General features: G+C 75.6%; 10 protein-coding genes. 5 read left to right on the forward strand and 5 right to left on the reverse strand.

The window, feature by feature from the left end; all coding sequences use genetic code 11:
• Nucleotides 1-87 precede the first annotated feature (87 nt).
• From IH44_RS0117095 to IH44_RS0117105, 3 genes are all read right to left on the reverse strand, one after another.
• Complete coding sequence (locus IH44_RS0117095) at nucleotides 88-1,491, reverse strand: hypothetical protein (RefSeq protein WP_030460440.1); 1,404 nt, start codon at nucleotides 1,489-1,491, stop codon at nucleotides 88-90.
• A 320-nt stretch (nucleotides 1,492-1,811) separates the two neighbouring features.
• Nucleotides 1,812-5,234 (reverse strand): DUF4132 domain-containing protein, encoded by a 3,423-nt coding sequence (locus IH44_RS0117100; protein WP_051816997.1) that lies wholly within the window; start codon nucleotides 5,232-5,234, stop codon nucleotides 1,812-1,814.
• Nucleotides 5,235-5,326: 92 nt separating this feature from the next.
• Nucleotides 5,327-5,965, reverse strand: coding sequence for a hypothetical protein (locus IH44_RS0117105; RefSeq protein WP_157852352.1), 639 nt, complete (start codon nucleotides 5,963-5,965; stop codon nucleotides 5,327-5,329).
• Nucleotides 5,966-6,113: 148 nt separating this feature from the next.
• Here IH44_RS0117105 and IH44_RS0117110 point away from each other — a divergent pair, with 148 nt between their 5' ends.
• Complete coding sequence (locus IH44_RS0117110) at nucleotides 6,114-7,682, forward strand: alpha-amylase family glycosyl hydrolase (RefSeq protein WP_030460443.1); 1,569 nt, start codon at nucleotides 6,114-6,116, stop codon at nucleotides 7,680-7,682.
• Nucleotides 7,683-7,715: 33 nt separating this feature from the next.
• Here the strand turns inward: IH44_RS0117110 and IH44_RS0117115 are convergent, their stop codons facing one another.
• Entirely contained in the window at nucleotides 7,716-8,693 is a 978-nt protein-coding gene (locus IH44_RS0117115) for a DUF5937 family protein (protein ID WP_030460444.1), read from the reverse strand.
• Between the two features lie 85 nt (nucleotides 8,694-8,778).
• On the opposite strand from IH44_RS0117115, the gene IH44_RS0117120 reads away from it, so the two are divergent.
• The 3 genes from IH44_RS0117120 (at nucleotide 8,779) to IH44_RS0117130 (ending at nucleotide 11,966) form a co-directional block, all read left to right on the forward strand.
• Nucleotides 8,779-10,182: an MFS transporter gene (locus IH44_RS0117120; RefSeq protein ID WP_051816998.1), complete on the forward strand. Its 1,404-nt coding sequence runs from the start codon at nucleotides 8,779-8,781 to the stop codon at nucleotides 10,180-10,182.
• A gap of 38 nt (nucleotides 10,183-10,220) precedes the next feature.
• Nucleotides 10,221-11,144, forward strand: a complete 924-nt coding sequence (gene hemC, locus IH44_RS0117125; protein WP_030460446.1) for a hydroxymethylbilane synthase — start codon at nucleotides 10,221-10,223, stop codon at nucleotides 11,142-11,144.
• 75 nt (nucleotides 11,145-11,219) lie between these two features.
• Entirely contained in the window at nucleotides 11,220-11,966 is a 747-nt protein-coding gene (locus tag IH44_RS0117130) for an SDR family NAD(P)-dependent oxidoreductase (RefSeq protein ID WP_030460447.1), read from the forward strand.
• 29 nt (nucleotides 11,967-11,995) lie between these two features.
• Here IH44_RS0117130 and IH44_RS0117135 read toward each other — a convergent pair whose 3' ends face one another.
• On the reverse strand, nucleotides 11,996-12,814 hold the full coding sequence (locus IH44_RS0117135) for a UbiA family prenyltransferase (RefSeq protein ID WP_030460448.1): 819 nt from the start codon (nucleotides 12,812-12,814) through the stop codon (nucleotides 11,996-11,998).
• 218 nt (nucleotides 12,815-13,032) lie between these two features.
• Between IH44_RS0117135 and IH44_RS0117140 the strand changes: the two genes are divergently transcribed.
• Complete coding sequence (locus tag IH44_RS0117140) at nucleotides 13,033-14,088, forward strand: type III polyketide synthase (protein ID WP_030460449.1); 1,056 nt, start codon at nucleotides 13,033-13,035, stop codon at nucleotides 14,086-14,088.
• Nucleotides 14,089-14,094 lie beyond the last annotated feature (6 nt).

A 14,094-nucleotide genomic window follows, 5' to 3' on the forward strand; every position in this document is an offset into this window, starting at 1 on the left:
GGGAAATTCCGGACGGGCACGCGAAGGGCCCCGGGATCGCCGGAACCGGTCCGGCCCGCCCCCGGGGCCCGTTCTGCCGTGCGGCCGCTACTTCCGGGTGATCCGCAGCACCCCGGTCTCGGTGCCCTGGTAGAGGGTGCCGTCGGGGGCGGTGGTGCCGGTCATCTGCAGCGGGTTGTACAGCAGGCCGATGCCGAAGGTGCTCCCGGCGACCTTGGCGCCGGTGGCCGGGTCGATCACCGCGTGCGCGTAGGTGGCGAAGGTCTGGGCGCCGACCGAGTCGGTGGGGCCGCTGACGGTGGCGGTGTAGATCAGGCCGTCCCCGAGCGAGAGCCGGGGCAGCGCGGCCGACTTGACGTCGCTCTCCCAGACGGTGGCGCAGCCGGTGCCGTCGGCGTTCAGGTCGATCCGGGCCATGCCGCCCTGGTAGGAGGCCGAGGCGGGGACGCTGGCGGGCGCGCCGTCGGGCAGCGCCGGGTACGGGTAGCCGTAGGTGTTGGTGACGAACACGCTGCGGCCGGAGGCGATCACCGCGTCCTCGGTGCCGCTGGCCGCCCACTTGGTGAGCGCGGGCGTGGTGCAGACCGGTACCGGCCCGGCGTCGACCTTGTAGACCAGCAGGTTCTCGTGCGGGGCGGCGTTGTCGGTGAGGGTGACGTACTCGGTGCCGTCGCCGGGCCCGAAGAAGCTGGGCGTGGCGCCGGTGCCCCAGCTGAGCTGGCCGGGCTTGCGGCCGGGGCCGCGGTCGTACGGGGCGCGCCACTGCACGACGGGGGTGCCGTCGGCGGCCTGGCCGAGCAGGTACAGGGCGTGGTCGGTGGCGACGGCGGTGTGGCCGGGGACGGTGGAGATGCTGTTGGCGACGCCCTCGCCGGTGGCCAGGGTGCGGACCGCGCCGGTGGCGGTGTCGGCGGTGCCGATCACGCCGTGGTCGGTGGCGAACCACACCTTGCCGTCCCAGCCGGGGCTGAGGCCGACGATGTTGTCGCCGGACGGTACCGCGGCGGCCAGCGGGGTGCGCTGGTCGACCGTCAACTGCCATCCGCTGCCGGTGCGGTGGTGCCCGATCCGGAGCAGGTCGTCGTTGCCGTCGACGGCGACCAGGGCGTCGTTCTGGTCCAGGTAGGCGTACACGCCGCCGAACAGGGCGCCCTTGGGGAGCTCCAGCGAGGCCAGGTCGTCGCCGTTCGCCGGGTCGAGCAGGTGCACGGTCGGGGTCCGGCCGAAGATCGTGGTGCACAGCGCGACCGGGTAGCCGTCCTGCCCGACCGTGACGGTGGGGCAGGCCGAGGCGAGCGCGGTGCGGCTCCAGTCGACGGCCCCGGTGCCGGGCCCGGCGTACGGGGTGGTGTCGCTGGACGCGGAGTCGCCGTGCATGCCGGCGTTGCCGTTCGGGGCGGTCGCCGGGTTCTGCGGGGGCAGCGGCCCGAAGGCGGTGGCGGCGAGCGCGGCGGCCAGGGCGAGGGCGGGCAGCAGCAGACGTGGGCGCATGGCGGGGTCCTGTTCGGGAAGTCGTGGCCCTTCCGCCGGGAGCGGAAGGAAGGGACGCCGAACGGCACCCGGCACCGGGGACGGGGCAAGCGCGGGGCCGCTCGGCGGAGTGCGTGAGCGGCCCTCGACGGGAGGGAAGGGGTGCGGGCCGCGTCAGCCGACGCGGCGACAGCCCGTCGTGGTGGCACGGCCATGGTCGACATGGCGGCGGCTCACCAACAGGGTCATGCCAGGCACCCTAGCGGCCGCGTCCCGCACCGCGCTGCCCCTTTCTCACTCCTCGGACGGACGCACCGGCTCGGCCGATCGGCCGTCCTTCGTCAGTCGGCGGTCAACTCCTGGAGGTCGGCGAGGAGTTCGGAGACGGAAACGGCGTCCAGGTCGCCGAGCCGGTCACGGTACTCGCGGCCGTTCGGCCAGTAGCCCTCCGGTGAGGCGCCCAGCCACACCGCCTCGAAGGTCTGCTCGTCGTACTCGTTGGGGAGGGCGACCACGATGCCCGGCTGGATCTCGATCACCAGGTGGCGGCCGTTCGACAGCGGCTTGTGGAACCAGAACTCCAGCCCCGCGTCGTGCGGTTCGCCGCGCCGCCAGCCGCGCTTGGTCAGGGCGAGCAGCCGACTCGTCGGGACGGTGTGCTTCTCGAACCGGTGCAGCCGGTGGCCGGCGGCCTCCTCCTCGGTCAACGCGGCTGTCGGGCGGCCCAGTTGGCGGAACGGCTGAACGATCTCGTAGTCCGCGAACAGCTCCGCCCAGGCGCCGAGGTCGGCGGGTGCCAGGTGCAGCGGGTGGACGAGCCGGACGGTGGCGTCCCGGGGCAGCGCGAAGGGCTCGTCGTGGACGTCGGTGAAGGTGCGGTCCTCGGCGACCCGGAAAGCGGTGTGGTCGGCCGTCCAAACCAGGCGGCGCACCAGGTGGCCGAGTAGGGGGTGGGTGACCAGCAAGTCGGTGAACTCGCCCGCGCTCCAGGTCCGTTCGGTGACCATGGCGGCTTCCAGGCGGGCGGTCTGGTCGGCGGCCAGGGTGCGGGCTTCCTTCTTCAGGGCGGCGAAGCGCTTGCGCTCGGCGGGGGCGAGTTCCTGGTCGTCGCGGGTGCCGGGGGCGGGCAGGTCCTTGCGCCGTTTGCCGTCGGAGTCCAGCACGTACGGGCGCAGTTGCTCGTCGAAGCCGACGGTGAACGTCCGGCTGCCGTAGTCGATGACCGTGGTGCCGTCCGGGGACAGGCCCAGGTCCGGCACCAAGCGGTCGGCCAACTGCTCGCCCGTCAGGCCCAGTACCTCGGCGATCTCGGCGACCTTCTCCTGGGCACGGACCTTGAGCGCCTTGAACTTCACCCGCTGCGCGATGTTCTGGAGTTGCAGCAGGGCGGCATCGGTGCCGATCGCGGCCAGCACGTCCAGGCCCTCCACCGCCCGCTGGTGGGCGTTCTGCCCCGGCCACTCGCGCAGCAGCGGCGCCAGCTGCCGGGCGGTGTCGTCGTCACCGAACTCGCCGAGCGCGTACAGCGTCCAACTGCCCGGCCCCGGCATCCCGGCCTGCCGCCACTCCTCCAGCAGCGCCCAGCAGAACGCCCGCACCGTGTCGGCCCGCAGCGCCGGTGCGACCACCGCCAGGCCCGGGTACGGGTCGCGCAGCTTCCCCAACTGCAGCAGCGTCAGCAGGTGGCGCACCGCATGGAGCGGCAACGCCCCGCCACCGTCGGCCAGTTGCACCTGCGGCAGCGCCTCCGGCCGCAGCCAGGACGGGAGTTCGGGCAGCTTGGTGGGCAGCGCGGTCTCCAGCGGGTCGGATTCCAGCGCGTCCGCGACCACCGCGGCGGCGTGCTCGCCGTACCGCTCGGCCACCGCCGCCGTCAGCACCTCCGCCCCCTGCTGGGCGGCCACCAGCCGCAGCGCGTTCTCCGCCGCCAGCCGGGCCTTCCCGGCCTTGCCGACCGCCGCCGGGACCAGCAGCAGCGCCCCGGCCACCCTGTGCCGGGCGAACCACGAACGGGCCACCGGCTGAACGGACTTGAGCCGCAGCAGGGCGTCCGCCATCACCTCCGCCGCGACCGCGCCCCGCACCGGCAGCAGCACCGGCGCGACCTGGGCCGGCCGGGCCACTGCCGCACCGAGCACCAGCCGCAGCGCGGCCGGGCCGAACCTGGCCAGTACCGGTGCCAACTGCTCGCCGCAGGAGGCCAGTTCGCGCGGGTCCCAGGACTCCAGGTACGGCGCCATCAACTCCGCCGGAGCGATGGCCAGCAGCCGACAGCACTGGCCGGTCCAGCCGTTCTCCTCGGATTTGCGCACCTTCTCCGCCCAGCCGATGTTCGCCGTGTACTCCCAGGAGCGGTAGGGGGTGGCCGCGAACGCCGCCGACTCGCCCTCCTGCCAGAGCAGTTGGACCTCCTGGTCGGCCACCAGGCCGGTCAGCACCCGCGGCTTGCGGACGGCGCGCCGCCGCGCCCACGGCGGGTCGACCAGCAGCGCGGGCAGCCGTTCCGGCACCGCCTCGGGCAGCGGCTCCCGCGCCCCCTCCAGGCCCCGCACGTACGCGGCGCTCTCCTCGTCCAGGGTCGGCAGGATCTCCGGCAGCCGCGAACGCAGCAACGCCACCTGCCGGTTGAGCAGGTGCCGAACCGCCGCCGCCTCAACGCCACCGCGCCGCGCCGCCGCCGACAGCACCCGCACCGAGCGCACCGGGAAGCGCTCCACCATCGCCAGCAGCACCAGCCGGAAGGTCTTGCCGGCGATCCGGTCTACCAGCTCGACCATCGCCTCGTCGGTCGGGAACTCCGCCACGTACTCGGCGCACCCGCGCGCCCAGTCGTCGTCCCAGGCATTCTGCTCCAGCGCCCCCGCCACCAGCGGCGCCGCGGCCGGCCCCACCCCGTCGGTGAGGGTGGCCACCACCTGGGGCGTCCAGTACGTCCACGCCCCGCGATCCTCCGCGCCGAACCGCTGCGCCTGCTCGGCGCTGCCGAGTGCGGGCAGCAGCAGCGCGCGCAGCAGGCCGCTCATCGCGCGCGAGTGCCCGAACATCTCGGCCAGGCACTCGTCCACCCACTCCGCCCGCTCCGGCACCAGGAACGCGGTGGCCGCCCGGCTCGCCAGGGTGCCCCGCATCCCCGCCAACTCCGCCACCACGGCGGCGTACTCGGGCTCCGGCGCGGCGGCCAGCGCCCGGCGGGCGGCCGCCAGCACCCGGAGGTCGAACTCCGTACCGGAATGCTGTATGGAGTCCAGGTCGCGAAGGGTCACCCTGGCCCGCTGCCCGTAGGACACCTGCAGCTGTGAGGTGTCCACCTCCAGGGTCATCAGGGCGGCCCGCACCGCGAGGCTCAGGCCGAAGCGCGCCGTCCAGCCCGCGAACTCCCGCTCCGCCTGGTCGGAGACCCCCCACTCCCGGACCATCGCGGTGACCACCGCCAGCCCCACCGGGTCCGGCGCACCGGCCCGGTACGCCCGGACGGCGGCCACCACTCCGGGGTCGGACCCCGGGGCGGTCAGCACCTGCTCGATCGCCCGGTGCGGCCCGGTCATGTGGAGGTCCTCCGCCTCGGCCACCGCCGCCGCGCCCACCACCGGCCACCACTCGGGCAGCGGCACCGGCACCCCGCCCCGGCGGCGCGGCAGCACGTGTTCGCGCCACGCCTCGGGCAGCACGAACACGTCCTCGCCCGGGAACCCGGCGACCGGGGCGGACACGTCGGCCTCCCGGCACTCCGCCGAACCGCCGCCGACCGGCTCCCACTGCTGCACTCGCCCCTCCAACCCCGACCGGCCGACCACGAACCGGCCGGCCACCTGGCGGCACCCTAGCGAGCGATCCGGACATCCCGGCCCGGGAAGGGTCAGAGCATTCGCTGCGCGGTCGCGGCCTTCGCCAGCAGGGCCTCGGCCTCGGCGGTGCGGCCCTGGGCGGTGAGCAGGCGGGCCCGGTACTCCATGGCGTAGGCGTCGCCCAGTTCCTCGGCGCAGCGGAAGGCGTGCACGGCCCGGTCGAGGTCGCCGTTGTCGCGGAAGGCGACACCGAGTGCGGTGATCGGGAACGCCTGGTCCTGGGCGAGGATGCCGGGCGCCCAGCGGTCCACCGTGGCGCTGTCGCCGCGTTCCAGGCCCTGCTTGACCAGGCCCAGCATGGCGTCGGCGTCACCGAGGGCGGCGACCTGCTCCCAGATCACCTGGGCCCGGTTGTCGTCCCCGGCCGCCGAGTGGTACATGCCCAGGTTGTACCCGGCCATGGTGTTCCCGGCCGCCCAGGAGCGTTCCCACCAGTGCAGCGCGGCAGCCGACTCGCCGTTCGAGTAGAACACCGCCCCCAGGTTGCCCATCACGACGTCGTCCCCGGCCTCGGCGGCGGCCAGCATCTCGACCAGTTCGCCGTCCGGCGGCCGGTAGGACGCCCCCTCCACCAGCCGCACCTCCACCGTGTCCTGCTGCTCGCGTCGCTTCCCGCGCGACCACCACCAGCCCACCGCCACCACTCCCACCTGCGCGCACTCCGTGACCCGGCGATGATGCCACCCCGCCCCGGACGCCCGTGGTCCGGGCCGGTTGGTTCCACGGGGCCGGAGCGGGGCATGGCTTGGGGGGAGACGACCCGTGTGCAGGGCGGGGCGGTTCGGGACGAGAGGGGCCGTGGTGGGTACGGAGTGGGCGCGGGGTGCGGTGCTGTACCAGATCTACCCGCAGAGTTTCGCGGACGGGAACGGGGACGGCGTCGGCGACTTCGCGGGGCTGACGGAGCGGCTGGAGTACCTGCGCTGGCTGGGAGTGGACGCGGTGTGGCTGAACCCGTGCTTCGCCTCCCCGTTCGGCGACGCGGGCTACGACGTGGCGGACTTCCTGACCACCGCGCCCCGCTACGGGACTCCGGAGGACCTGGCGAAGTTCACCGAGGAGGCCCGCCGCGGCGGCATCCGGGTGCTGCTGGACCTGGTCGCGGGCCACACCTCGGACCGGCACCCGTGGTTCGTCCGCTCGGCCGCCGACCCGGACGACCACCGCTACGTGTGGGCGGACCGCCCGGCGCCCGGGTACGTGGCCTCGCCGGGCAGCCGGCCGGGCTGGTACAAGCCGAACTTCTTCGACTTCCAGCCCGCGCTGAACTTCGGCCACGCCCGCACCGACCCGGCCGAGCCGTGGCGGCAGCCGGTGGACGCCGAGGGCCCGCGGGCCAACCGGGCGGCGCTGCGCGAGATCATGGCGCACTGGTTCGCGCTGGGCGTCTCCGGGTTCCGGGTGGACATGGCGTCCTCGCTGGTCAAGGACGACCCCGGGTTCGTCGAGACCGGCCGGCTGTGGCGGGAGACCCGGGCCTGGATGGACGCCGAGCACCCCGACAACGTGATCCTCGCCGAGTGGGGCGACCCGGCCCGCTCGGTGCCGATGGGCTTCCACGGCGACTTCTTCCTCCAGTTCGGCGGCCCCACCGAGGGCGCCGCGCTGCGCTCGCTGTGGGACAACGGCACGGGCACCGTGCACGAGGAGTGGCCCGAGCAGCCCTGCTACTTCGACCCGGAGGGCCGCGGCTCGATGCGGCCGTTCCTCGCCGAGTGGGAGCGCGCCGCGAAGGCGATGGACGGCCGGGGCTTCGCCTCGCTGCCCACCACCAACCACGACTTCTCCCGGCTGGCCTGCGGCCCGCGCACCCGCGAGCAGCTGGCGGCGGCGTTCGCCTTCCAGCTGACCTGGCCGACCGTCCCGACGATCTACTACGGCGACGAGATCGGCATGCGCTTCGTGCCGGGCCTGCCGGACACCGAGGGCAGCGTGCTGGGCCCGCGCTACAACCGGGCCGGTTCGCGTACGCCGATGCAGTGGGACGCTACCGCGGACGCCGGGTTCTCCTCCGCCGCCGCCGACCGCTTCTACCTGCCGCTGGACCCCTCCCCCGACCGCCCCGACGTGGCCTCCCAGCGCGCCGACGAGTCCTCGCTGCTGCACCAGGTACGGGAGTTGATCGCGCTGCGCCGCGCGCACCCCGGCCTGGGCCCGGACGGGCCGGTCGAACTGCTGCACACCGGCTACCCGTTGGCGTACCTGCGGGGCGAGCGCTACCTGGTGGTGGTCAACCCGCGCCGGACGCCCGCCTGCCTGCCGGTGGAACGGGACCTGCCGGGGCGCCTGCTGCACGGGCGGGGCGTGTCGCTGACGCACTCGGTGCTGCGCGCGGAGGGCTTCTCGTACGGCGTCTTCACCCGCTGAGGCCGCCGAGCGCGTGAGGCCGCCGCCCCTTGATCAGCCCGACTCGCCCGCGCCGCACAGCAGTTCGGCCGCTTCCGTGCGCAGGTAGAGCACGGTGCGGCCGGTGCGGTGGCGGGCGGCGAGGCCCGCGTCGTGCAGCGCGGACAGGTGGTGCGAGACGGTGGGCGCGGACAGGCCGGTGCGGGCCGCGAGTTCGGTGGTGCTGGCGGGCGCGTCGAGTCCGGCGAGCAGCCGGGCCCGGGCCCGGCCGAGCACCCGGGCCAGGCCGTCGGGGGCGGGCGCGGCGGACTCCCAGAGCGTGGCGACGCCGCGCGGCGGGTAGACCAGGCCGGGCTGCCAGGGCGGGTTGAGCTGGGAGAACACCCCGGGCCAGGCGAACACGGTGGGCACCAGGACGAGTCCGCGCGCGCCGTCCAGCCGCCGGTGCTCCTCCAGATGCCGGTGGCCGATCCGCAGCAGGTCGTGCTCCCAGCCGACCGAGGGGTGCAGGTCCGCGAACAGCCCGGCCGGGCCGGAGGCCGCCAACTGCCGGGCCCGGCGCAGGATCTCGCCCTCGGCGAGCCGTTCGATCCGTCCCCAGTGCGGGGCGATCGCGGCCTGCCAGTAGGCCCGCGCCTCGGCCGCCAGCCGGCGCGTCCCGGCCGCCGGGTCCGCGTACAACTCGGCGACCAGCGGCGGGAGTTCACCGCCGATCCGGTCCAGGTCACGGCGCACGGCGGCCGGGTCGAGCGCGGTCAGCTCGGCCAGCTGGTCGGCCAGGGCCGGGCTGCTGCCGGCGGGCACCGGGGTGAGGAAGTCCGGCACGTAGACCGTCGGCAGCCGCACCAGCTGGGAGAGCAACTCCCACTGCACGCCCGCGAGTTCGCGCCTGGCCCGGCGCACCCAGGGCAGGTGGACGGCCCGCCGCCCCGGGTCCTTGAGCACCTCGACGCTGGTGGTCAGCTCGCACAGCGGCGAGCGCGCGAACCTGGTGCGGGCCAGGTCCTGCGCGGAGAACTCCCAGGTCAGCACCGCTCCCCCTCGTCATCGCGGCCGGCAGGATTCGAGCAGGGTCGAATCCGTGGGCGGCCCCGATCATCGCAGGCAGCCTCGGACCATGACCAGCGCACCCCCCGCCCCGCAGCACCCGCAGCACCCACAGCGCCCACAGCACCGGCCTCGTCCGCCCCGCCCGCACCGCCCGCTCCTGGACCGGCTCGGGCTGCCCGCCGGGGCCGGCCGCCACCGCCCGCTGATCGGCGCCCACCTGATCGACAGCCTCGGCACCGGCCTGGTGCTCGCCTTCACCCTGGTGTTCTTCACCCGCACCACCGACCTCCCGCTCACCACCGTCGGCGCGGCCGTCTCCGCCGCCCGGCTGCTCGCCCTGCCCGCCGCGCCCGCCGTCGGCCCGCTGATCGACCGGTACGGCGCCCGGAAGGTCGCCGCCTGGGCCAACGCACTCTCCGCGCTCGCCCACGCCGCCTTCCTGCTCGCCGACCGCAGCTGGCTGATCGTGCTGGTCTGCCTGCTCGCCCAGGCCGGCCAGGCCGGGTACTGGACCGCCAGCACCGGCCTGGTCGTGCTGGCCGCCCCGGACGGCGGGCGCACCCGCTGGTTCGCCCTGGTGCAGACGCTGCGCAACGCCGGACTCGGCCTGGGCGGCGCGGCCGGCGCACTGCTGGTCGGCGACGGCGGGGCGGGCGGCCTGCGGCTGCTGGTCGCCCTGAACGCGGCGTCCTACCTGGTGGCGGCGCTACTGCTGGCCCGCTGGCGCCCCGCGGTGCCCGCAGAGCCCCCGGCGCCCGCGGCGGTGCACGAGCAGCCCGCACCGGCCACGACGGTGCACGAGCAGCCCGCACCGCCCGCGGCGGTGCACGAGCGCGGCGGCTACCGCGCGGTGCTGGCCGACCGCCGCTACCTGCTGATGGTGCTGGTGAACCTGTCCTTCGTGCTGGCCTCGATGGTGCTGAGCGTGCTGCTGGCCGTGCACGTGACGGCCGCCCTGCACCTGGGCGCCCCGCTGGCCGGCGCGCTGCTGGTGCTCAACGGCGTGCAGGTGGTGCTCACCCAGAACCCGGTCTCCCGGCTGCTGGAGGGCCACCGCGCGACCCGGACGGCCGCCGCCGGGGCGGTGCTGAACGCGGCGGCGTTCGCGCTGTTCGCCGTGCTGCCCGGCGACGGTCCGCGCTGGCTGGTGCTGCCCGGGCTGGTCGTGGCCATGCTGGTGTACAACCTGGCGGAGACCGTCGCCACGCCCGGGCGCGAGGAGTTGAGCGTGGCGCTCGCCCACCCGGCCCGGCGCGGCCGGTACCTGGCGGTCAACCAGCTCTCCTGGAACCTCGGCCAGGCGCTCTGCCCCGGCCTGCTGACCCTGCTGTTCGCCCACGGCCCGTCCTGGCCCTGGCTGTTCCTGCTCGCCGCCTCACTGGCCGCCGTCCCCGGCCTGCTCCGGCTCGAACGCCCGAGCCCCGCGGTTCCCGACATTCGGTCGGAAACCGGACCGCTCGCACAGCGCTAACATTCCGTCAGCACAAGCTGTTCGAAGGGGAGTTGACGATGGTCGAACTGGTGGTGGGGTCGCGCGCCAGCCAACTGGCCCGGGCCCAGGTCAAGGAGTTCCTCGCCCCGCTGCGCGCCCGGTTCCCGGACGTCGCCTTCCGCCACCGGGTGATCCTCGAGGACGGCGACCTCGACCGGAAGTCCGACCTGCGCGAGGTCTCCGAACGCGGCGGCGGCGCCGCGTTCGCCGGCCGGCAGGCCGCCGCCCTGCTCGACGGCGAGGTCGACGTGGTCGTCCACTCCCTCAAGGACCTCCCCACCGCCGACCCCGACGGCCTGCTGCTGCTCCCCTCCCCGCCCCGCGCCGACGTCCGCGACGCCCTCTGCGGGGCCGCCCTCGCCGAGCTCCCCACCGGCGCCCGGGTCGGCACCTCCGCCGCCCGCCGGATCGCCCAACTCCTGTATGTCCGGCCCGATCTGGCGCCCGAGCGGATCCGCGGCAACGTCCCCACCCGGCTCACCCGGCTGCGCACCCTGGACGCGGTCGTCCTCGCCGCCGCCGGCCTGCACCGCCTCGGCCGCGCCGGGGAGATCGCCGAGTACCTCCCGCTCGACCGCTTCCCGCCCAGCCCCGGCCAGGGCGCCCTCGGCATCCAGGTCCGCGCCGACGACGCCAGGGCCCGCGAACTCCTCGCCGGCACCGGCGACCCCGTCACCGACGCCGAGGTCCGGGCCGAACGCGCCATGCTCGCCGAACTCCACGGCGGCTGCTCCGTCCCGATCGGCGCCCACGCCACCACCGCCGACGGCATCCTCACCCTGCACGGCCAGCTCACCACCCCCCGCGGCACCCGGCAGATCGAGGCCCGGCTCTCCGGCACCCCCGCCGAACCCGAGAAGCTCGGCCGCGCCGTGGCCGCCCTGCTGCTCGACCAGGACGCCGAAACCCTGCTCCGCGCCCCGCAGTTCCAGCCCCGCTGACCGCCCGTCCGGGGCCGGAACGCACCGACCGATAGCCGCCAGCGGCGGGCCCGCGCCCGGACGAAGCTCGACGCCATGAACAGCAACCGAATCGAAGGACGCGTGGCCCTGGTGACCGGCGGCAGCCGGGGCATCGGTGCGGCCGTCGCACTGCGGCTCGCCGAGCAGGGCGCCGACGTCGCCCTGACCTACCGCCAGAACGCCGAGCAGGCCCGGCAGGTGGCCCGGAAGATCGAGGGGACGGGCCGCCGGGCGCTGGCGGTCCCGGCGGACGGCGCGGACGAGGCGGCGCTGACCGGCGCGGTGGAGCGCACGGTCGGCACCCTCGGCCGGCTGGACGTCCTGGTCAACAACGCGGCGCTCTTCCCGTCCGGGCCGATGGCGGACGTCGGCACCGCGGAGCTGGACCGCGTCCTGGCCGTCAACGTCCGGGCCCCGTTCGTGCTGGCCCGGGCCGCCGCGGCGCACCTGCCGGAGGGCGGGCGGATCATCGGCATCGGCAGCAACATCGCCGACCGCGTCCCGTTCCCGGGCCTCGCCCTGTACGCGATGACCAAGACCGCACTGGTCGGCCTCACCAAGGGCCTGGCCCGCGAGCTGGGCCCGCGCGGCATCACCGTCAACCTGGTCCACCCCGGCCCGACCGACACCGACGCCAACCCCGCCGACGGCCCGAACGCCCCCGCGATCAGCGGGATCACGGCACTCGGCCGCTACGCCGACCCCGCCGAGATCGCCGCCGTCGTCGCCCACCTGGCCGGCCCCGAAGCCGGCTACGTCACGGGCGCGGTGATCGCCGCGGACGGCGGCTTCTCCGCCTGACCGGCCCGCGCCGACCCGCCGCCCCCGGGCTACAGCCCCGGCCCCCGCCAGAACAGCAGGACGGCCAGCGCGACCGCCGCGGCGGCGATCACCGCCAGGAAGGGCGCGCGGCTGCGCGGCGGGGCGAGCAGGACGGTGAGGGCGGGCGGGGCGGTGACCGCGAGGGTGGGCCAGCCGGGGGCGAGGAGCAGCGCGGCGGCGGTCGCGGCGAGGACGGCGACGGTGGCCGAGACGCGGCGGCCGAGGCGCTGCGGGAGGCCCCGGACGCCCGCCGCGCGGTCCGCGGCCAGGTCGGGCAGGACGTTGGCGAAGTGCGCGGAGACCCCGAGCAGCGCGCCCGCGCCGAGCACCGCGGGGGCGGGCCAGCGCCCGCCGGGCGGGGCGAGCGTCACGAACGCGGGCAGCAGCGCGAACGCCACCGCGTAGGGCAGCCAGGACCAGGCGGTGGCCTTGAGCCGCAGGTTGTAGGCCCAGCCGGCGGCCACCGCCACCAGGTGCACGGTCGCCGCGGCGGGCCCGCAGGCGGCGGAGAGCAGCACGCAGCCGACCACCGCCCACCGGGTGGCCCCGGCGACCCGCCCCGCCGACACCTCCCGCCCGGCGAGCGGCTTGTCGGCGCGCCCGGCGTCCGCGTCCCGCCGCCGGTCGACCAGGTCGTTGCTCCAGCCGATCGAGAGCTGCCCGGCGGCGACCGCACCGGTGGTCAGCGCCGTACCGAGGCCGCCGCGCCCGGCCGCGAGGGCCATCGCCCCGGCCAGCGCGGTCACGGCGGCGGCCGGGGCGGGATGGCAGGCGCGCAACAGGACCCCGGTCCGGGCCACCCTGCTGGTCACCGTCGTGCTGCTCACACCGGCCAGGCTAGGCGGTGGACGCCGGTTCTCCCCCGAAGCCACGAATGAATCGCCAAGCTCCTTTCACCTCAAGGCAATTGACCACCCCGGCGCGGCCCGCCGACCCGCACCGACCGCGGCACCGCCCAGGACTCCCTGACCCGCCGTCACCACCCGGGACGCGCCCGGAAGGACGAATTGTCGGTTTCGGGCGGAGTGCTCCCTATCCTGGGGCGGTGACGCGGATCGCGGCTGTGCACGGGGTGCTTCCGGCTCACCGCTACGGGCAGCGGGAGTTGGCCGGGGCGGTGGCGGCGCTGCGCCCGGACGGCGGGGAGGGGCGGGCGCTCGCGGAGCGGTTCTTCGCGGGGGCGGGGGTGGAGTTCCGGCACTTGGCGTTCCCGCTGGAGCGGTATCCGGAGCTGGCGGGTTTCAGCCGGGCCAACGACGCCTGGCTGGCGGCCGCGGTCGAACTGGCCGAGCGGGCGGGCGGAGCGGCCCTGACCGAGGCGCAACTCCCTTCCTCCCAAGTGGACTTCGTCGTCTCGACCACGGTCACGGGCATCGCCGTCCCGTCCCTGGAGGCCCGGCTGGCGCCCCGGTTGGGGCTGCGGGCGGACGTGCGGCGGCTGCCGCTGTTCGGCCTGGGCTGCGCGGGCGGCGCGGCGGGGGTGGCGGCGGTGGACGGGCTGCTGGCGGGGCGGCCGGACGGGGTGGCGCTGCTGCTGGCGACCGAGCTGTGCTCGTTGACGTTGCAGCGGGCCGACGTCTCGGCGGCGAACCTGCTGGCCACGGCGCTGTTCGGGGACGGCGCGGGCGCGCTGGTCGCGGTCGGGGACGGCGTCGACTGCGCGGGCCCGGAGGTGGTGGCGACCCGCAGCCGGCTGTATCCGGGCACCGAGCGGCTGCTCGGCTGGGAGGTCGGCAACGACGGCTTCCGGATCCTGTTGGGGGCCGAACTCCCGGAGCTGGTGCGGCTGTTCGTGGGCGAGGAGGTGTCGTCCTTCCTGGCCGCGCACGACCTCAAGCCGGGGGACGTGACGGCCTGGGTCTGCCACCCGGGCGGCCCCCGGGTGCTGGACGCGCTGGAGCAGGAACTCGGCCTGCCGGAGGCCGCGTTGGCCCCGAGCCGGGCCTCGCTGGCACGCTGCGGCAACCTCTCCTCGGCCTCGGTGCTGCACATCCTGCGGGACGTGCTGCAGGCCGACCCCCCGCCGCCGCCCGGCTCGTACGGGCTGATGCTGGCCCTCGGGCCCGGTTTCGCCTCCGAACTCGTCCTCCTGCGCTGGTAGTCGCCG

The organism is Kitasatospora sp. NRRL B-11411 (assembly GCF_000721345.1).
GTDB classification, from domain to species: Bacteria; Actinomycetota; Actinomycetes; order Streptomycetales; family Streptomycetaceae; genus Kitasatospora; species Kitasatospora cineracea.